This window comes from Pantoea sp. JK, assembly GCF_026130245.1.
Lineage (GTDB): Bacteria > Pseudomonadota > Gammaproteobacteria > Enterobacterales > Enterobacteriaceae > Pantoea > Pantoea trifolii.
On sequence record NZ_JAINFN010000002.1, the window covers coordinates 382,626 to 401,946 of the forward strand.

Sequence of the window (19,321 nt, forward strand, 5' to 3'; positions counted from 1 at the left end):
TGGTTTTAGCCGGGTGCGCGAATATCTACCTGACTTCCTTCCCGCTTAAACACCGGAATTTCACTCAATGGCGCGACGATGTTGATGCGTTGTCCGCCTTGATAGCACTCGCCATTACGCGCAATCCATTGCTCGCCAGCAGGTAACCACACTTCACGTTCACGCTGCCCGGCGTGCAGCACCGGCGCCACCAGCAGGTCGCGGCCTAGCAGATACTGATCCTCCACTTGCCAGCTCTCTGGCTGCTGCGGGTAGTGATAGAACAGCGGGCGCATCACCGGATCGCCGAGCTCATGCGCTTCGCGCATCAGGCCGTCAATATAGGGGCGAATCTGTTCACGTTGCAGCAAACAGCTTTTCATCAGTGCGTAATTCTCCTCACCGTAACTCCATACTTCATTGGGTGATCCGCTGTTGCACTGCGCAATACCGTCGCGCCAGGCTTCATCAGGTGCAATCTGTGGCTCGCGGTAACCATGCAGACGCATCACCGGACAGAATACCGCCCACTGGAACCAACGGATCAACAGTTCATGAAACGCCGGATCATGAATGTTCCCGCCCTGAAAACCGCCGATGTCGGTGGTCCACCACGGAATTCCCGCCATCGCCATGTTTAGTCCGGCTGTGAACTGATTACGTAAGGCATGGAACGAGGAGTGAACGTCGCCCGACCAGGCAAGCACGCCGTAACGCTGGCTGCCCGCCCAGGCGCAGCGCACCAGATTGACGATCTCGCTCTCGCCTTGTTGTTGCAGACCTTCATAAAATCCGCGGGCAAACAGCTGCGGATAGATATTGCCCACTTCCTGAACCGGACCGAGATGATAGCGGTAGTTATCAAAATCGTACGCGCGATATTCCGGTTCCGCTTCATCGAGCCAGAAGGTGCGAATGCCGTGGTCATAATAGTTGCGCTTAACTTCCTGCCAGACGAACTCGCGGGCGGCGGGATGCGTGGCGTCGAAAAAGGTGGTGTTGCCCATAAAATCGAGATTCACCGATACGCCGCGCTCACTGTTGACCAGCAAGCCTTTGGATTTCATCAGACGATAGTTATCACTGCGGCTGTCCACCGTGGGCCACACCGACACCATGGTTTCGATGCCCATCTCCTTCAGTTCCTGCACCATGGCGCGCGGATCCGGCCAGTCCCGCGCATCGAAACACCAGGTTCCCTGATTTGGCCAGTGAAAAAAGTCGATGACAATTACCGAGAGCGGCAGATGCAGGCGGCGATATTCGTGCGCTACTTCTAATACTTCCTGCTGAGTGCGATAGCGCAGTTTGCATTGCCAGAAGCCGGTAGCAAAGCTGGGCATCATCGGTGCTGTGCCGGTGGCGCGGCCATACTGGCGCACAATCTCAGCCGGTGTGTCGCCTGCGGTAATCCAGTAATCCATCTGATCTGTTACTTCGGCCTGCCAGCGTGTGCCGTTTTTACCAAAAGTCACTTCGCCGATGGCCGGGTTATGCCACAGCAAACCGTAGCCGAGATTGGATACCATAAACGGCACGCTGGCCTGCGAGTTACGTTGCGCGAGCTCCAGCGTGCAGCCTTTCAGATCGAGACAATCCTGCTGATACTGGCCCATGCCATAAATTTTCTCCTCCGCTCGCGCTTCAAAGCGCACGCTGAGCTGATATTTCCCTCCCGGAATTGGTCGAAAGGCGCGCGCATCCAGCTTCAGCGCGCTGATGTATTTGTCCTGACTCTTTTCGCTGGTGCCGATTCCCACGGTGCTGCGCTGACGCCAGAACTCTTCCAGCAGCAGTTCTCCGTACTGATTGTAAAAAGCCAGTTGGCCGCGAATATTCAACGTGGCGGTGATATTCCCGTTGCGCAGGCTGAGGGATTCATGCTCCTGCTTGATCTCCACCTCGCAAGCCGCAGGCGATAACAACGCCCAGTCATGGTCGATCAGTTCAGGCTGACAGGTGGCTCGTACTCGCAGGCTATGCGCGCCCCAGGGTTCGATAACCAGGGTCTGACGGTCAAATGTCCAGATAATACGCTGCGATTCGGCGCGTAATTCACTCATGACAACTCCTGTGGTTGTAAAAGGGTGGAAGCCGTTGCAGCCGGTTGGGCTGACACTTTGTTCTGATTGATGGTGCGCATGGTGACATCGTTAAGTTTGTAGCCGCGCATCGCCAGTGCGCTTAACAGCGACAGCAGGCCGGGAACCACCGAAAACAGCGCGACGATGGCCATCATGGCGGCGGGTTGCTGATGCGGTGCCTGAGCAACGTAACCGCTCAGACCCAGCGTCCAGCCGACAATTGCGCCGCTAACCGCCATGCCCATTTTCAATACGGCGAGCAGCGTGGAGAAGACGGTGCCATCGAGGCGCTTGCCCTGACGATATTCACCGTAATCCACTACGTCAGCCATCATCACCCACATCAGCGTGGTCGTGACCTGATAGAAGCTCGAGACGATGAACGTCATGCCGACTAACAGCGCCAGCGATCCCGGCAGGAACACGATACTGATACTCAACACGCCGGCAGTGATGGCGCTGAGGGTAAAGGCGGTGATCTTGTTTAGGCGCCGCGTTAGCAGTTTTGCCAGCACGCTACCAACGCTCTTGCCGACGATATGCGCGGCCAGCAGCCACATGAAGAGGCTGGCATTACCCAGAAAATAGGTGACGTAGTACATCATCGCGCCGAGTCTAACCACGCCGAACGAGATATTGCAGAACACCAGCAATGCGACCACGCGCCACTGATCGTTACGCAGTAAATCGCGTAAATCGGCGAGAAAGTTGCCGTGGTTGGCGGGCGCATTGATACGTTCGCGGGTGTTGAGGAAGCAGATAAAGAACAGCAAGGTTGCCAGCGTCGCCATAATCGACATCGCCGCGAAGTAACCGTCCAGTTTGTTACCGCCGCCCAGCCAGGTGGCGAGGGGGATCATCAGGAAAGTGGACATTGCGCCGCCCAGCGTGGCCAGGAAGAAACGCCATGATTGCAGGGAGATGCGCTGATTATCATCGGCAGTGATAATCGCCCCCATCGAGCAGTAAGGAATATTGATGGCGGTGTACATCAGCATCATCAGGCTGTAAGTCACGGCGGCGTAAATCATCTTTCCGGTGAGCGACAGGCTTTCCGGCACCGCATAAATCAGCATACAACTGACGCCGAACGGTACCGCGAGCATCAATAGCCAGGGACGGAATTTGCCCCAGCGTGAACGGGTTCGGTCAGCCACCATCCCCATCGCCGGATCGATCACCGCATCGGCGACGCGCGCCAGTAAAAACAGCGTGCCGACAAAGATCGCGGGCAGGCCCACCACATCGGTGTAGTAAAAGGTAAGAAAAATGATGACGTTATCAATGGCGATATGGCTGGCCATATCGCCGAGCCCGTAACTGAACTTTTCTTTAATGGATAAGCTTGCTTGCATAAAGATTCCCGCCTGTCTTTGAATCGCTTAAGGGCAATTGACGCTTAGTTATAGGTAGCGAAGCGGACGGGAACAATTGCGGGATCTGTTACGGGTTTTATGTTTTTTGATTAATGTGATACGGGTAACAAGAATCACAGTAAAAATGCAACAGGGCAGGACGAAGTGGTACGTATCACGAGAAATCAATGGGTTGAATAGGGATCTGAGTTGAAGGCGGGCATTAAAAAGCACCGAAGAATTAATCATTCGGTGCTTCTGTTTCGCCTTAACAGCGGACTAACGTTACTTCAGCGCAGCCAGCGCCGCATCGTAGTTTGGCTCTTCGGTAATTTCATTCACCAGCTCGCTGTAAATCACTTTATCGTTTTCATCCAGCACCACCACGGCACGCGCGGTCAGGCCTTTCAGCGGGCCATCCGCAATCGCCACGCCATAGTTTTCTTTGAACTCAGCGCCACGCAGAGAAGAGAGCGTGATCACGTTGTTGACGTTCTCAGCGCCACAGAAGCGTGACTGAGCAAAAGGCAGGTCGGAAGAGATGCACAGCACGACCGTGTTGTCTGCTTCACCTGAACGCTCGTTAAACTTACGCACCGAAGCCGCACACACGCCAGTATCAATGCTTGGGAAAATGTTCAGAACTTTGCGTTTGCCTGCATAATTAGCCAGGGATACGTCAGCAAGATCTTTGGCGACCAGGCTGAAAGGTTTAGCTTGCTCGCCAACTTGTGGGAACTGGCCTGCAACCGGCACCGGATTGCCCTGAAAGTGAACAGTCTGAGACATGCGATTTCCTTTTTTAACGATGAAATATCTGACTTTTGGAACGTCAGAACAGGTATAGCGCTTGTTTATGACATAATTTTTAAGGGTTTACGAGCGCATTTCCTGGCGATAATCGAGCCGGCTCGCATTTAAGCGACGGATTTAAGGAGAAATAATGAGAACAGTGAAGAGTTATCCGGAAGCCTGGCCGTTACATTCGCCGTTTGTTATTTCACGCGGCAGTCGCACCGAGGCGCATGTTGTGGTGGTGGAGATCGAGCAGGATGGCGTTAAAGGCGTCGGGGAAGCGACGCCGTACGCGCGCTACGGTGAAAGCGAGGCGTCGGTGCTCAAGCAGATCGCCTCGCAGCTGAGTGCGTTGCAAAGTGGGATGACACGTGAAGCGCTGCAACAGGCGTTACCGGCGGGCGCGGCACGTAACGCCATCGACTGCGCACTGTGGGATCTGGCACGACAGCAGCAGGGCAAAAGCCTGGTGCAATTGTGCGCTGTGCAACTCGCCGACGAGATTGTTACCGCGCACACCATCAGCATCGACACGCCTGATGCGATGGCCAGCAGCGCGCAGGCGTTGTGGCAACATGGCGCGCGTTTATTGAAGATTAAAATGGATGATCACCTGATCAGCGAACGTTTAGTGGCGATACGCAGCGCGGTACCGGACGCGACTTTGATTGTCGATGCCAACGAATCCTGGCATGCCGAAGGCCTGGCGGCACGCTGTCAGCTGCTGGCCGATCTCAATGTCGCGATGCTGGAACAGCCGCTGCCGGCCGCAGAAGACAGCGCGCTGGGCAACTTTATCCATCCGCTGCCAATCTGCGCCGATGAAAGCTGCCACACGCGTGAAAGCCTGCCGCAGCTGAAAGGGCGCTATGAGATGGTGAATATCAAGCTGGATAAAACCGGTGGATTAACCGAAGCGTTAGCGCTGGCAGAGGCGGCGCAGCAACAGGGATTCGCCATTATGCTCGGCTGCATGCTCTGCACCTCACGGGCGATTCGTGCGGCATTACCGCTGACGGCGCGCGCGACGTTCGCGGATCTCGACGGTCCAACCTGGCTTGCGGCCGATGTAGAACCGTCGCTGCACTTCTCTCACGGCGTACTTAAGCCGCTGGCTGCCAGCGCAGCAGATTGATCATCGCTTCCAGATAGACTTCGGTGGCTTCGTCCACCGAAATCGGCGGCATCTCGGCGGTAATACACAACAGGCCGAGATCGTCGCACCAGCTGCCAAACGAACCCGGCGTGGCATAACCCACGCTACTCACCACCGGCAGCGCGGTCTGCTGCGCCAGCCACTTTGCTAAATCGCTGTGGTGCGGATCGTCAATGCAGGCCAGCGGTTCATGCCACGAAACCACCCAGCGCGGTTTAATCTGATGAATGAGCTGGCACAGCGCGCGGGTTTCCGGTTCGGAAGAGGGACCTGATCCGGTTGAAAGCACCACATCACGTTCATCCGCTTCACTGTTCCAGCGATATACCGTGTCGCCATGCTGCCAGTTAGCGGCGGGGAAGTTACGGTTGAGATCGACGCCGTTGGCGTTGGCGCGCAACCCCAACTGACAACCATCGGGATTGACCGCCAGAACAACGTGATGACGCCGCAGCGCCTCCGGCAAGGTACGCATCGCACCGGATAATGTGGCAATCGCGGCATTCTCATCGCCGTGCGTGCCAGCGATAATCAGCCCGCTTTCGGCATCGGCGGCGGGTGCCGGAAACCACAGCAGTGGCGCGCCCAGCACCGATTGCCCGTATTGTTGCCAGACAGCGTCCAGCTTGCCGCGTAGCGGACGTGGATGGTATGACGACATAACGTTCCTCTATGAAATGCTTCCAACACCGCCAAAAGCCTTCTGGCGTTTAAGGTAAAAAATGTGACCGGGAATCCAGCCTCAACATAACGGTAAATAGCCTGCGGGGAAATAGCTATATATCAATCAGCAATTTGCGATAAAGTGCCAAACGTTGCTGGCGACACAATCTCTTCGCGGTCGCCATTTTTTTCGCGTAAAGGAGTGGTGATGAAACTAACGTTCCGCAAGACGCTGACTGCGTTAATTGTAGCCAGTGCAGTCTCACCCGCATTCGCCGCCAACGTGCCGTCGGGCGCACAGCTGGCCAGCACCCAGGAAATCGTTCGCCATATTAAAGATGAACCCGCTTCACTCGATCCGATGAAGGCGGTTGGCCTGCCGGAAATTCAGGTGATGCGCGATCTGTTTGAAGGGCTGACCAACCAGGATGCCCACGGAAAGATCGTTCCGGGCGTGGCGCAAAGCTGGAGCAGCAACGACAACAAAACCTGGATATTTACCCTGCGCAAAGATGCGCGCTGGTCAAATGGCGAGCCGGTTACCGCGCAGGATTTTGTCTACAGCTGGCAACGTTTAGTTGAACCAAAGAACAGTTCGCCATTTGCCTGGTTTGCCGCGCTGAGCGGCATTGAGAACGCGGAAGCGATCACCAAAGGACAGATGAGCGCCGATAATCTCGGGGTGACGGCGACCGATGCGAACCATCTTAAGGTGACGTTGTCACGCCCTGTGCCGTGGTTCCCGAGTATGGTTGCTAATGCCGCGATGTATCCGGTATCGCAGAAAGTGATTGAAAAAGAGGGTGATAGCTGGACGTCACCGGGCAAGCTGGTCGGCAATGGCGCTTATCAGCTTCAGGATCGCGTAGTAAACGAAAAAATCGTTCTGGTGCGCAACGCCAACTATTGGGATGACAAAAAATCGGTGCTGACCAAAGTCACCTTTATCCCGATTAATGAAGAGTCCAGCGCCACTAAGCGCTATCGCGCCAATGATATCGATATCACCGAATCCTTCCCGAAAAACATGTACGCGCTGCTGAAGAAAGAGCTGCCAGGCCAGGTTTACACGCCGGATCAGCTTGGCACCTATTACTACGCCTTCAATACCGAGAAAGGGCCAACCGCCGATGTACGCGTGCGTAAGGCGCTGTCATGGAGCATCGATCGTCGCATTATCGCGGAGAAGGTTTTGGGCACCGGTGAGAAACCGGCCTGGCACTTTACACCGGACGTTACCGCCGGCTTCACCCCGATGAAAAGCTATCTGCAGCAACATAGCCAACAGGAGCTTAACGCGCAGGCCAAAGCATTACTGACGGCGGCGGGTTATGGACCCGGTAAACCGCTGCATTTGTCGCTGCTCTACAACACCTCGGAAAGCCATCAAAAAATCGCTATCGCGGTGGCTTCAATGTGGAAGAAGAATCTCGGCGTGGATGTCACGTTGCAAAATCAGGAGTGGAAAACCTATATCGACAGCCGTAAGAGCGGCAATTTCGATGTGATCCGCGCCTCGTGGATCGGCGATTATAATGAGCCGTCAACCTTCCTCAGCCTGCTGACCTCGACGCACACCGGCAATATCGCGCGTTTCCGCAGTGCCGATTACGATGCGGTGATCACCAAAGCCAGCACCGAAACCAGCGTGGCGGCGCGTAACACCGATTACAACAAAGCCGAGCAGATCATCGCCGATCAGGCTCCGATCGCACCGATCTACCAATATACCAATGGCCGCTTAATCAAGCCGTGGGTGAAAGGTTATCCGATCACCAATCCAGAAGACGTGGCGTACAGCCGTGAGCTGTGGATTGAGAAACATTAATCCCGCACATCCGCAGGCGGTGATTGTGACCGCCTGTCATCTTTGCTCACAGCCTGATGATTGCAACTGGTCTGCGCCACGCTAGACTGTATCGTATTGATTTTGATAGTGAGGCGAGTGCGTGAACGTCATTGAAGGAAAAGCGTTACAAGTATCCGATGCCATTGTGTCCTGTCAGCTGGACGGCGCAGGCGGCATGATCCCCATCGAAGATAAAGACGTCATCAACTGCGAACGTCCCTGCTGGTTGCACCTCAATTACACCCAACGGCAAAGTGCGGAATGGCTGCAAAACACACCACTGATCCCCGATTCTGTGCGTGACGCGCTGGCGGGCGACAGCATGCGTCCGCGCGTCACGCGCCTTGGCGACGGATTCATGATTGTGCTACGTAGCGTGAACCACAATGCTGATTCGCGTCCCGATCAGCTGGTGGCAATGCGCGTGTTTATCAACGATAAGCTGATTGTCTCGACGCGCCGTCGCAAGGTGTACGCCATTGATGCCGTGCTGACCGATCTGCAAAACGGTAATGGTCCGGTTGACGGCGGCAGCTGGCTGGTGGATGTGTGCGATGCGTTAACCGATCACGCCAGTGAATTTATCGAAGAGATGCACGATAAAATTATCGAACTGGAAGATGCGTTAATGAATCAGGAAGTACCTGCGCGCGGCGATTTGGCGCTGCTGCGTAAACAGCTGATTGTGATGCGTCGTTATATGGCACCGCAGCGCGATGTCTACGCGCGGCTGGCCATCGAGAAGATGGCGTGGATGAACGATGACGATCGCCGCCGCATGCAAGAGGTCGCCGATCGTCTGGGCCGTGGACTGGACGATCTCAATGCGGGCGTGGCGCGAACCTCGATTCTGGCAGATGAAGTGGCGTCAATCCTTGCGGAATCGATGAACCGTCGCACTTATACCATGTCGTTGATGGCGATGATCTTCCTGCCAGCCACCTTCCTCACCGGTTTATTCGGCGTCAACCTCGGCGGCATTCCTGGCGGCAATTGGGCGCTGGGTTTCACCGCCTTCTGCGTGCTGCTGCTGGTGATGGTGGGCGGTGTGGCGATATGGCTGAAACGGCGGAAATGGTTGTAAGGCAGAAAAGCGGATTAAACCTGATCGATATCAATATCCCACCAGGACAATCGGGGCAAACTCTTTCCCGCAGGTGAATGCAACGTCAAGCGATGGGCGTTGCGCTCCATATTGTCTTACTTCCTTTTTTGAATTACTGCATAGCACATTTGATTCGTACGACGCCGGCCCATCCGCCGGCTTTTTTTTGCCCGCTTGGCTTGAATACGCATCCTTTCCTATGCTTAAAGGACATTCAGAGACAAGGAGAAGGGCATGCAAGCGATCATTGCCAGCGAACCAATTCCTACCGATCCACCACCGATTCCCGAACCGATTCCACAACCGCAGCCGATACCACCCGCACAACCTCCGTACGATCCCGAATTTCCGCCGATCCAGGATCCACCACCGCACCGCTAATAAAAAAGGCGCGTAGTCGAAGCGACGCGCCTTATTTAACAGCAAAACCGGTTATTTAATTTCCAGCACATCAAGACGTACGCTGAGATTGGGCGCGTCGTCCTCTTCTGGCTGCCATCCCGCAGGCTGCACCGGCAAGCTTTCACGATCAAACGCCAAATCACCGCCATCTACCACGGCATCACCGTGTTTGATGCCTTTGAAATCGAACAGATTGATGTCGGCCATATGTGATGGCACCACATTCTGCATCGCGGTAAACATGGTTTCGATACGGCCTGGATAACGTTTATCCCAGTCGCGCAGCATATCGGCAACCACCTGACGTTGCAGATTCGGCTGCGAACCGCACAGGTTGCACGGAATGATCGGGAACTGGCGCGCTTCGGCAAAGCGAATGATGTCTTTCTCGCGACAATAAGCCAGCGGACGAATCACGATATGTTTACCGTCGTCGCTCATCAGTTTGGGTGGCATGCCTTTCATCTTGCCGCCGTAGAACATGTTTAAGAACATGGTCTGCAGGATATCGTCGCGATGGTGACCTAAGGCGATCTTGGTACAACCCAACTCGGTAGCGGTGCGATACAGAATACCGCGGCGCAGACGTGAACAGAGCGAGCAGGTGGTTTTGCCTTCAGGAATTTTATCTTTAACGATGGAATAGGTGTCTTCGTTAACGATGTGATACTCAACGCCCTGTTGTTCCAGATAGGCCGGCAGAATATGCTCCGGGAAACCGGGCTGTTTCTGGTCGAGATTCACCGCCACCAGCGAGAAGTTCACCGGCGCGCTCTGCTGCAAATTACGCAGGATTTCCAGCATGGTGTAGCTGTCTTTACCACCAGACAGACAAACCATGATGCGATCGCCTTCTTCAATCATGTTGAAGTCAGCAATGGCTTCGCCCACGTTGCGACGTAAACGCTTCTGCAGTTTATTGAGGTTGTACTGCTCTTTTTTTGTTACTTCTTGATTTTCTGACATTATTTTCACGCTTGAGAGTGAAGGCGAGGGCCGTTAGCGGCTGAAGTAATCTTCAACGGCAATAAACCCTATAAACATGACTGCGTATGGTACGGATTGCGGGCGCGAATGCTAGCCTGAAGTGATCTCTTTTCTGATGATAACGTCATTGCACGATTGGAGTAACACCCGGCGCAGGGCACCGGGCTTTTTCATCTACTCGCTTTTCTCGGTTTTCCCTGCTAACTCCGCCAGCCGCTGATAACGCTGATTGGCGGCTTCCGTTGCATCGCGCCACAACTGTGACGCTTCTTCAGGCCGCTGGGTTTGCAACTGGCGGAAACGCTGCTCGTTCATTAATGCCTGTTCCAGTTCGGAGGTCGGCGGACGCGAATCCAGCGCCAGCGCGGCTTTCCCTTGCTCCGCGCGTCGTGGATCAAAGCGATACAGCGGCCAGAAACCGCTGGTGGTCAGCAGGCGCATCTGCTCGTGGCTGTAGGCAAGATCATAGCCATGTTCTTCACACGGGCTGTAAGCGATGATCAGCGACGGTCCCGGCCAGGCTTCCGCTTCCTGAATCGCTTTCACGGTTTGATTGAGCTGCGCGCCCAGTGAAATCTGCGCCACATACACATGCCCATACAGCAGCGTCGACATGCCGAGATCTTTACGCGCCTTGCGTTTGCCTTGTTCGCCAAACTTAGTCACCGCGCCGAGCGGCGTCGCTTTTGATGCCTGTCCGCCGGTATTCGAGTAGCACTGCGTATCCAGCACTAGCACGTTGACGTTTTCGCTCAGGCTCATCACGTGATCGAGGCCGCCGTAACCAATGTCGTACGCCCAGCCATCACCACCTATCAACCAAACTGATTTTTCTACCAGCGCATCGGCTGCATCATGTAAGGCTTTGGCTTCCGGCTGCGATGACGCAGCAAGCAGGGCGCGCAGCTGTTCAATTTGCTCGCGTCGTTGCGATATGGTGACATTGTCACCTTTTAGTGCATCAACCAATTCCGCCGGTAACTGCGCCGCGCATTGATTCAGTAATCTGAGCGCGCGCTGTTTCTGCTGATCGACGCTCAAGCGGAAGCCCAAACCAAATTCGGCGTTATCTTCAAACAGCGAATTCGCCCACGCCGGACCGCGACCTTCGGCATTGGTGGTGTATGGCGTGGAAGGCAGATTGCCGCCGTAAATGGAGGAGCAGCCGGTGGCATTGGCAATCAGCAGACGATCGCCATACAGCTGCGTTAACAGTTTGATATAGGGCGTTTCACCGCAGCCCGAACAGGCACCGGAATATTCAAACAGCGGCGTGATCAGCTGCGAGGTGCGGATATCAATACGTTCCAGCTGCTCGGCGGTGATCTCAGGCAGCGCGAGGAAAGCAGCGTAATTGGCCTTTTCCGTCTCAACATGCTCGAGGCGTGATTTCATGTTGATGGCTTTGATTTCCGGATGCTGGCGATCGCTGGCCGGGCACACTTCGACGCACAGATTACAGCCGGTGCAATCTTCCGGTGCCACTTGCAACACGTATTTCTGTCCGCGCATATCGCGCGATTTCACATCCAGTGAAGCGAGCGAAGCTGGCGCATCTGCCAGCGCTGCAGGATCAACCACTTTGGCGCGAATCGCGGAGTGCGGGCAGGCGGCGACGCAATGGTTGCACTGGGTACAGAGATCGGGCTGCCAGATCGGCACGGCTTCAGCGATATTACGTTTTTCCCACTTAGTGGTGCCAACCGGCCAGGTTCCATCCGGCGGTAGCGCCGAAACCGGCAATTTATCGCCAAGGCCGGCCAGCATCGCTGCAGTGACGGTTTTGACAAAATCGGGTGCGCTATCAGCTACCACTGGCGGGCGATGTGGGCTGCGATCGTCTACCGGCTTTAGCGGCACTGGCTGCAGCGCTTGTTGTGCCATCGCTAGCGCTTGCCAGTTACGCTGCACCAGCTCTTCACCTTTGCTGCTATAGCTGCGCGCAATGGCGTTTTGCAGTTCAGTTAACGCGCTATCGCCCGGCAAAATCTGGGTCAGCTGGAAAAAGGCCATCTGCATCACGGTGTTGATGCGCGCGCCCAGCTGGCATTCGCGGGCAATACGCGCCGCGTTGATCACATAGAATCGCGCCTGTTTATCGTTGAGTTGGCTCTGCACTTCCTGCGGCAGGCGCGACCACACGTCCTCAGCGCTGTAGGGCGTATTGAGCAGAAAAATCCCGCCCGGTTTAAGCTGATCGAGCATCGAATATTTATCGATAAACTGCAGCTGATGGCAACCAATGAAGTCGGCTTGCTGAATCAGATAGGCGGATTGAATCGGATACTCACTGACGCGCAGATGGGAAACTGTCAGGCCGCCAGCTTTCTTTGAGTCATAGACGAAATAACCCTGCACGTGCCACGGCGTGGCGTTGCCGATTATCTTTAGGTTGTTTTTGCTGGCGCTGACGCTGCCGTCGCTGCCCAAACCATAAAACAGCGCTTCGAGCCGTGCGCGATTCGGCACGATATTGGTTTCTATCGGTAGCGAAAGATGGGTGACGTCGTCGTAAATGCCGACGGTAAAACGCGCTGGCGGTTGATCGCGCTGCAAGGCGCGGAACACTACCAGCACCGCATCGGGTGCGAACTCTTTCGACGACAAACCATAGCGACCGCCAATCACCTTCGGCAGCGTTGCGCGCTCGCCACGGCTGTAGGCTTCAGCCAGCGCGGTCATCACATCCAGGAACAGCGGTTCGCCCAGCGCGCCGGGCTCCTTGGTGCGATCGAGCACCGCAATTCGTTGGGCGGAAGCGGGGATCTTTTGCAGCAAATGCGCCGCCGAAAACGGGCGATAAAGGCGCACTTTCACCAGCCCGACTTTCTCGCCGCGCTGCAGCATCACATCAATCGCCTCTTCGGCGGTGCCGCAGCCGGAGCCCATCATCACAATCACGCGTTCAGCCTGTGGATGGCCGTAAAACTCAAACGGCTGATAATGGCGGCCGGTATTTACGCCAAACGCGTTCATTGCGTCTTCTACATGCTGGGTGCAATCGTCGTACCAGCGGTTAGTGGCTTCACGTGACTGGAAATAGGTATCAGGATTGGCGGATGTCCCGCGAATCGTCGGGCGATCCGGCGTTAACGCGCGGGCACGATGGGCATTAATCGCCTCGGCGGGCATCAGCGTCTGCAAGGTTTCATCGCTGATCGGCACGATCTTGTTGATTTCATGCGAGGTGCGGAAGCCATCGAAGAAGTGGATAAAAGGGATGCGGCTATTCAGCGAGGCGATTTGTGCAATCAGGGCAAAATCCTGCGCTTCCTGCACGCTGGAGGCGCAGAGTTGCGCACAGCCGGTTTGACGCACCGCCATGACATCGGAGTGATCGCCAAAAATAGACAGCGCGTGCGTTGCCACGGTACGCGCCGCGACGTGCAGAACAAATGGCGTCAGCTGGCCCGCCAGTTTGTAGAGTGTCGGGATCATCAACAGCAATCCCTGCGAAGAGGTGAATGTGGTCGAGAGAGCGCCGGTTTGCAGCGCGCCGTGCACGGTGGCGATCGCGCCGCCTTCCGATTGCATCTCAACCACGCGCGGCACATCGCCCCAGATATTCCGGCGGCCTTCGCCTGACCAGCTATCCGCCAGCTCGGCCATGGTCGAGCTGGGCGTGATGGGATAAATGGCAATCACTTCGCTGGTGCGGAAGGCGACCGAAGCCACTGCACCGTTACCGTCGACGGTAATCATAAATCGTCCTTTGCTACGCTGAGAAACCCGTAAAATTTACGGGGGTTATCAGTTCAGTTTAGCAAAGGGCTTTGACGCGACTTTTTCGTCTGTGTGCTTGCAAGATGGCAGCGCACCGGAATCTAACATTGCTGATTTTTACATCATCTCCAGCGACTGAACGCCCTTGATTTCCATCACTTTGTCATAGATGTTGTGCATCGGCGTGCGTCGTGACAATGTCACCTCTACGCTTAACTCGCACAGGCCAATTTCTTCATCACGATTCACCACGGCGATATGGCCGTAGCGCACATTCTCACGTTGCAGCACCAGTAACACCAGCGGCACGCTTTTCGGTTTGAGATGCACCAGCAACGTATGATGACGGCCAATCAGCCAGTGACTGATGCGACGGAACGTCTCCAGCACCACCAGCGCCAGCACGGTGCCGTAAATGCCGATTTCATACATGCCACTACCGATCACCAGACCAATCGCCGCAGTAACCCATAAACCGGCGGCGGTGGTGAGACCTTTCACCACTTGCTTCTGAATAATGATGGTACCGGCGCCGAGAAAGCCCATGCCGCTCACCACCTGCGCCGCAATACGGCTGGGATCGAGCGCCACATGATCGCTGACTAACATGTCGGCAAAGCCATATTTCGATACCAGCATAAACATCGCGCTGCCGATACCGACCAGAATATGGGTGCGCAAACCGGCCTCTTTGGCGCGCAGCTGCCGTTCCAGGCCAATCAGTCCGCCGAGAATCCCGGCAAGCGCGATGCGGATCAGCATATCCGTCAACATCGTTCTCTCCTTAGTGGTTGATAAATAAACAATCCGCCGGGTGAAAAGGGCGGAAATATCTCAAACAGGATAATTCTGCTTGTAAACAATGAAATTAAATTTTGTAAAAAGCTGTGTCGCCTATCGATCCCTCAGCGCACCTGACATATTCTGGTGCGACTTTTTCGCTCAATCCCCGGAGCCCCATCGATGAAAGCCGCTCTCTTCCTGCTGGCTGGCGCCACCTTGTTACTTTCTGCCTGCAGCAGCAACAGTGATAACGAACCGCCGCAACAAGCTACTGCCGCCCACGTACAACCGCGCGTTGTGATGTCATCAATGGCTGAAGTGAATTGTAGTAATGCCGGGGGATCGCTGGCGTTTTCACGTCAGTTAGACGGCTCACGCATCGGTATGTGCCAGTTGGCTAATGGTCGTCGTTGTGACGAACAGGCGCTGATGGGGGGAAGCTGCGCCCGCTAACGCAGGCGCAGAAGGGTTAAGCAGTGACCTGATTCGGGCTGGTTTCGCCGCGCTCCAGCTGCTGCAAGTTGCTGAGGGTGGTTTCTGAAATTGCTGTCAGCGCTTCAGCGGTCAGGAAAGCCTGATGGCCGGTGAACAGCACGTTGTGGCAGGCCGAGAGACGACGGAACACATCATCCTGAATCACGTCATTCGATTTGTCTTCAAAGAACAGATCGCGCTCGTTTTCATACACATCCATCCCCAACGAACCAATCTTCTGCTGCTTAAGCGCGTCAATGGCTGCCTGTGAATCAATCAAACCGCCGCGGCTGGTATTGATGATCATCACACCATCTTTCATTTGGCTGAACGCCTGCGCGTTAAGCAGATGGTGATTTTCCGGCGTAAGCGGACAGTGCAGCGTAATCACATCGGCTTCAGCGAACAGCGTTTTGAGATCAACATACTCCGCACCCAGCTCCAGCGCCGCCTGGCTTGGATAGGGATCGAATGCCAACAGGCGCATGCCAAATCCCTTAAGAATTCGCATCGCCGCGATACCAATCTTGCCGGTCCCAACTACGCCCGCAGTTTTGTTGTGCATGTTAAAGCCGGTTAAACCATCCAGCGAGAAGTTAGCATCGCGCGTGCGTTGATAGGCGCGGTGAATACGACGATTCAGCGTCATCATCAGGCCAACCGCATGTTCGGCCACCGCTTCCGGCGAATACGCCGGGACGCGCACTACGTTTAAGCCCAGCGCTTTCGCCGCCGCCAGATCGACGTTATTGAAACCGGCACAGCGCAGCGCAATGTGCTTAACGCCCAGCGTCGCCAACTCTTCCAGCACCTCTTTGCTGGCATCATCGTTGACGAAAATACACACCGCATCACAGCCCGCAGCGTTTTTTGCCGTCGCCGGTGTCAGCAGGAAGTCAAAAAACTGCAGCTCAAATCCGTAGCTGCCGTTGACGTGTTCAAGGTATTTCTGGTCGTAATGCTTGGTGCTGTAAACCGCAACTTTCATTGTTTCGCTCCTGAAAAATGCAACGTCGGTATCACAACAGGATAACGTTTTCCGCGTCATTTTGCTGTTCTTCAGCCAGACTATGTCGCTAACACCTTCATTTGCCGGACGTAACATGCCATCATTTGGCTCCTCGTCAGGATTGTGTAAAGAACAGGAACGTTAACTGCCATGACGCGTGGCCTTCGCCGAACACTTGCTGCGCTGCTGGCGCTGATACTGCTGCTATTGGGATTGCTGCTGACGCTGACGCAATGGTTGCCGCGTCTGGCCGGTATCTGGTTGCCCGAAAATACCCGCGTGGAACTCAACGGCACGCCGCGCTGGCAGCAAGGTGCGCTGCATTTCCCGGCGGTGCGTTATCTGGCGGGCGATTGTGAACTGGCAAACGTCAGCGATGCGTCGCTTGGCTGGCAGCAAAAGCGCTGGCAGCTCAGCGCCGGTGAAGTTCAACTTAACAGCGACTGTCTGCAATCGCTGCCGCACAGCGAAGCCAGCGGTGCGCCGCGCAGTCTGGCCGACTGGCAGAAGATGTTGCCTGGCGCCGATGTGCATCTGCAAAAAATCACCATTCTGCCGTGGCAGCAATATGCCGGTCGTTTCGATCTCACCTTAGATAAAGAGGTGCAGCAGCTGCATTATCAGGGCGACAACCTCAATGTGGATGCGCGTTTGCAAGGCCAGTTGCTGCAGATTGCCCAGCTGCAACTCAGTCATCCTCTGCTCCCCAAACCGCTCAATCTGCATGGCGATGTCACTTTGCCAACCTTTGCTGATGGCTTGCCAGTGGCGGGCGAACTCAGTGCTGACCTCAATGTTGTGCAGTGGCCGCAGCCGTTAGCACTGACGCTCAACTGGCAGCAACAGCAAGGCACATTGACGGTGAAACAGCAGGATGACGATCAGCCGCTGCTGAAGCTGCCGTGGCAGGTCGACGAGCGGCAGATTCGCATTACGCAAGGTCAATGGCGCTGGCCGCAGGCCGATCAGCCGCTATCGGGCGGCATGGCCGTGACGCTGGAAAACTGGCAGCAAGGAATGGAAAACACGCTGGTCAGCGGGCGATTCAACCTGTTGACGCAAGGGCGCGGCGGCAAAGGCAATCTGGTATTAAGCGTTGGCCCCGGCAAGCTGAGCATGGTTGACAGCGCCTTGCCGTTCCAGTTGACCGGCGAAAGCAAATTCGCCGATCTGCAGCTATTTGGCAGCATGCCCGGCTTGCTGCATGGCGTGTTGACCGATCCGCAGTTGAGCCTGAAACAGGGTGCGCTGCTGCGTTTGCGCGGTCGCTTGCTCTCAACGCTGGAAGTAGACGAAGCGCGCTGGCCGTTGGCGGGCGTGACGGTGGCGTCGCGTGGCATCAATGGCCGCCTGCAGGCGATCCTCAAGGCGCACGATCCCAGCTTTGGTCGCTTCAGGTTGCATCTCGATGGCCGCGCCAGCGATTTCTGGCCGGACAGCGGCGTGTGGAACTGGCGTTATTGGGGGGACGGTCAGATCGAGCCGCTCTCTGCCAAATGGGACGTGAAGGGCACCGGCAGTTGGCAGGACACCTTGATCAGCCTCGACACCCTGAATACCGGTTTCGATCAGCTGGCGTACGGCATGGTGCAGGTGGCTAAACCGCGCCTGACGCTCAACGCGCCGGTGCGCTGGCAGCGTGATCCGGATCATCCGGCGTTTAACGGCGGCTTCACGCTGAAGTCGGGTCAAACTCAATTCAATTATGGCGGCTGGCTGCCGCCATCAGAGCTTAATTTTGAAGCCAAAGGCCGCGATCCCAGCCAGTTTATCTGGCGCGGTCAGCTGACGGCTGAGGATATTGGCCCGGTGCGCGTACATGGCCGCTGGGACGGCGAACGTCTGCGTGGCGAAGCATGGTGGCCAGCGCAGTCGTTGACGGTGTTCCAGCCGCTGCTCAGCAGCGATTTAAAAATGCGTATTCAGTCGGGTGAACTGCGCGCGCAGGTGGCATTCTCGGCCGCCAGCGAGCAGGGCTTTGAAGCGGGCGGTCACTGGACGGTGAAAAACGGCAGCCTGTGGATGCCGGACAGTGAAATCAACGGTATCGATTTCTCGCTGCCGTTCCGCCTGAAGGATCATCAATGGCAGCTTGGACGGCGCGGTCCGGTTTCACTGCGGATCGCCGAAGTGAAAAATCAGTTCTCGCTGCAAAACATCACCGCTGATTTGCAAGGTCACTATCCGTGGCAGGAGCGCCAGCCGTTAACGCTCAGCAACGTCAACCTTGATCTGTTAGGCGGTCACGTTAGCATGCCCGAGCTGCGTATGCCGCAGCATGAAGCGGCGCGCGTCTCGCTGAAAGAGATCAATCTCAGCAAGCTGGTTAGCGCGATTAAACCCAAGCAGTTTGCCATGTCTGGCAAGGTTAATGGCGAGTTGCCGCTGTGGGTGAACAATCCGCAATGGCTGATTGAAAAGGGCTGGATCGCCAATAGCGGCCCGCTGACCTTCCGGCTGGATAAAGACATGGCGGATGCCATTGTCAGCAATAACTTTGCGGCCGGAGCAGCACTGGATTGGCTGCGCTATATGGAGATCTCGCGTTCATGGGCCACTATCGATCTGGATAACTTCGGCAATCTGATCATGCAGTCGGAAGTGAAAGGCGTCAGCCAGTTCAGCAACCGCCGACAGACCGTCAATCTGAACTACCGGCATCAGGAAAATCTGTTCCAGCTGTGGCGCAGTCTGCGCTTTGGCGATAATTTGCAATCCTGGGTGGAGCAAAATGCCACCTTACCCTCGAAGAAGGATCCCCAACCATGAGCCTCAGGGCATTACTGGTGCTGGCAGCCTGGCTGCCGCTGATTGGCTGCGTGCCGCGCATTGAAGTTGCGGCGCCGAAAGAGCCAATCACCATCAATATGAACGTCAAAATTGAGCATGAGATTCACATCAAGGTGGATAAAGATGTGGAAGCGCTGCTGAAGAATCAGAGTGGACTGTTTTGAGGA

At 55.7% G+C, this 19,321-nt stretch carries 15 protein-coding genes; 7 read left to right on the forward strand and 8 right to left on the reverse strand.

The window, feature by feature from the left end:
• Positions 1-5: 5 nt before the first annotated feature.
• From PanJK_RS06290 to tpx, 3 genes are all read right to left on the reverse strand, one after another.
• Complete coding sequence (locus PanJK_RS06290; RefSeq protein ID WP_265298110.1) at positions 6-2,042, reverse strand: glycoside hydrolase family 31 protein; 2,037 nt, start codon at positions 2,040-2,042, stop codon at positions 6-8.
• Positions 2,039-3,418: a glycoside-pentoside-hexuronide (GPH):cation symporter gene (locus PanJK_RS06295; protein ID WP_265298112.1), complete on the reverse strand. Its 1,380-nt coding sequence runs from the start codon at positions 3,416-3,418 to the stop codon at positions 2,039-2,041. The genes PanJK_RS06290 and PanJK_RS06295 overlap by 4 nt, the downstream gene beginning before the upstream one ends.
• 285 nt (positions 3,419-3,703) lie before the next feature.
• Entirely contained in the window at positions 3,704-4,207 is a 504-nt protein-coding gene (tpx, locus tag PanJK_RS06300; protein WP_265298114.1) for a thiol peroxidase, read from the reverse strand.
• 154 nt (positions 4,208-4,361) lie between these two features.
• On the opposite strand from tpx, the gene ycjG reads away from it, so the two are divergent.
• Positions 4,362-5,348, forward strand: coding sequence for an L-Ala-D/L-Glu epimerase (gene ycjG, locus PanJK_RS06305; protein WP_265298116.1), 987 nt, complete (start codon positions 4,362-4,364; stop codon positions 5,346-5,348).
• Here the strand turns inward: ycjG and mpaA are convergent.
• The gene (gene mpaA, locus PanJK_RS06310) at positions 5,317-6,030 is read right to left on the reverse strand and encodes a murein tripeptide amidase MpaA (RefSeq protein ID WP_265298118.1); all 714 of its coding nucleotides are present in this window, start codon (positions 6,028-6,030) and stop codon (positions 5,317-5,319) included. The two genes, ycjG and mpaA, sit on opposite strands and share 32 nt — an antisense overlap.
• Positions 6,031-6,240: 210 nt before the next feature.
• Between mpaA and PanJK_RS06315 the strand changes: the two genes are divergently transcribed.
• From PanJK_RS06315 to PanJK_RS06325, 3 genes are all read left to right on the forward strand, one after another.
• Positions 6,241-7,860, forward strand: coding sequence for a peptide ABC transporter substrate-binding protein (locus PanJK_RS06315; protein ID WP_265298120.1), 1,620 nt, complete (start codon positions 6,241-6,243; stop codon positions 7,858-7,860).
• 121 nt (positions 7,861-7,981) lie between these two features.
• Positions 7,982-8,965: a zinc transporter ZntB gene (gene zntB / locus PanJK_RS06320; RefSeq protein WP_256696524.1), complete on the forward strand. Its 984-nt coding sequence runs from the start codon at positions 7,982-7,984 to the stop codon at positions 8,963-8,965.
• A 255-nt stretch (positions 8,966-9,220) separates the two neighbouring features.
• The gene (locus PanJK_RS06325) at positions 9,221-9,367 is read left to right on the forward strand and encodes a hypothetical protein (RefSeq protein ID WP_008106445.1); all 147 of its coding nucleotides are present in this window, start codon (positions 9,221-9,223) and stop codon (positions 9,365-9,367) included.
• 51 nt (positions 9,368-9,418) lie between these two features.
• Here the strand turns inward: PanJK_RS06325 and ttcA are convergent, their stop codons facing one another.
• The 3 genes from ttcA to PanJK_RS06340 all read right to left on the reverse strand — a co-directional run bounded on the left by ttcA (position 9,419) and on the right by PanJK_RS06340 (position 14,872).
• The gene (gene ttcA / locus PanJK_RS06330) at positions 9,419-10,354 is read right to left on the reverse strand and encodes a tRNA 2-thiocytidine(32) synthetase TtcA (RefSeq protein ID WP_008106443.1); all 936 of its coding nucleotides are present in this window, start codon (positions 10,352-10,354) and stop codon (positions 9,419-9,421) included.
• Positions 10,355-10,549: 195 nt separating this feature from the next.
• Complete coding sequence (nifJ, locus tag PanJK_RS06335; protein ID WP_265298125.1) at positions 10,550-14,077, reverse strand: pyruvate:ferredoxin (flavodoxin) oxidoreductase; 3,528 nt, start codon at positions 14,075-14,077, stop codon at positions 10,550-10,552.
• A gap of 138 nt (positions 14,078-14,215) precedes the next feature.
• Positions 14,216-14,872, reverse strand: coding sequence for an MgtC/SapB family protein (locus tag PanJK_RS06340; protein WP_008106437.1), 657 nt, complete (start codon positions 14,870-14,872; stop codon positions 14,216-14,218).
• A gap of 189 nt (positions 14,873-15,061) precedes the next feature.
• Between PanJK_RS06340 and PanJK_RS06345 the strand changes: the two genes are divergently transcribed.
• Complete coding sequence (locus PanJK_RS06345) at positions 15,062-15,334, forward strand: DUF333 domain-containing protein (protein WP_061718809.1); 273 nt, start codon at positions 15,062-15,064, stop codon at positions 15,332-15,334.
• A 16-nt stretch (positions 15,335-15,350) separates the two neighbouring features.
• On the opposite strand, the gene PanJK_RS06350 is transcribed toward PanJK_RS06345, so the two are convergent.
• A complete protein-coding gene (locus PanJK_RS06350) occupies positions 15,351-16,343 on the reverse strand; it encodes a 2-hydroxyacid dehydrogenase (RefSeq protein ID WP_256696522.1) in 993 nt (330 codons plus the stop codon).
• A gap of 171 nt (positions 16,344-16,514) precedes the next feature.
• Here PanJK_RS06350 and PanJK_RS06355 point away from each other — a divergent pair, with 171 nt between their 5' ends.
• A complete protein-coding gene (locus tag PanJK_RS06355) occupies positions 16,515-19,133 on the forward strand; it encodes a YdbH family protein (protein WP_265298128.1) in 2,619 nt (872 codons plus the stop codon).
• On the forward strand, positions 19,130-19,318 hold the full coding sequence (locus tag PanJK_RS06360) for a YnbE family lipoprotein (protein ID WP_008106429.1): 189 nt from the start codon (positions 19,130-19,132) through the stop codon (positions 19,316-19,318). Before PanJK_RS06355 ends, PanJK_RS06360 begins: the two co-directional genes overlap by 4 nt.
• Positions 19,319-19,321 lie beyond the last annotated feature (3 nt).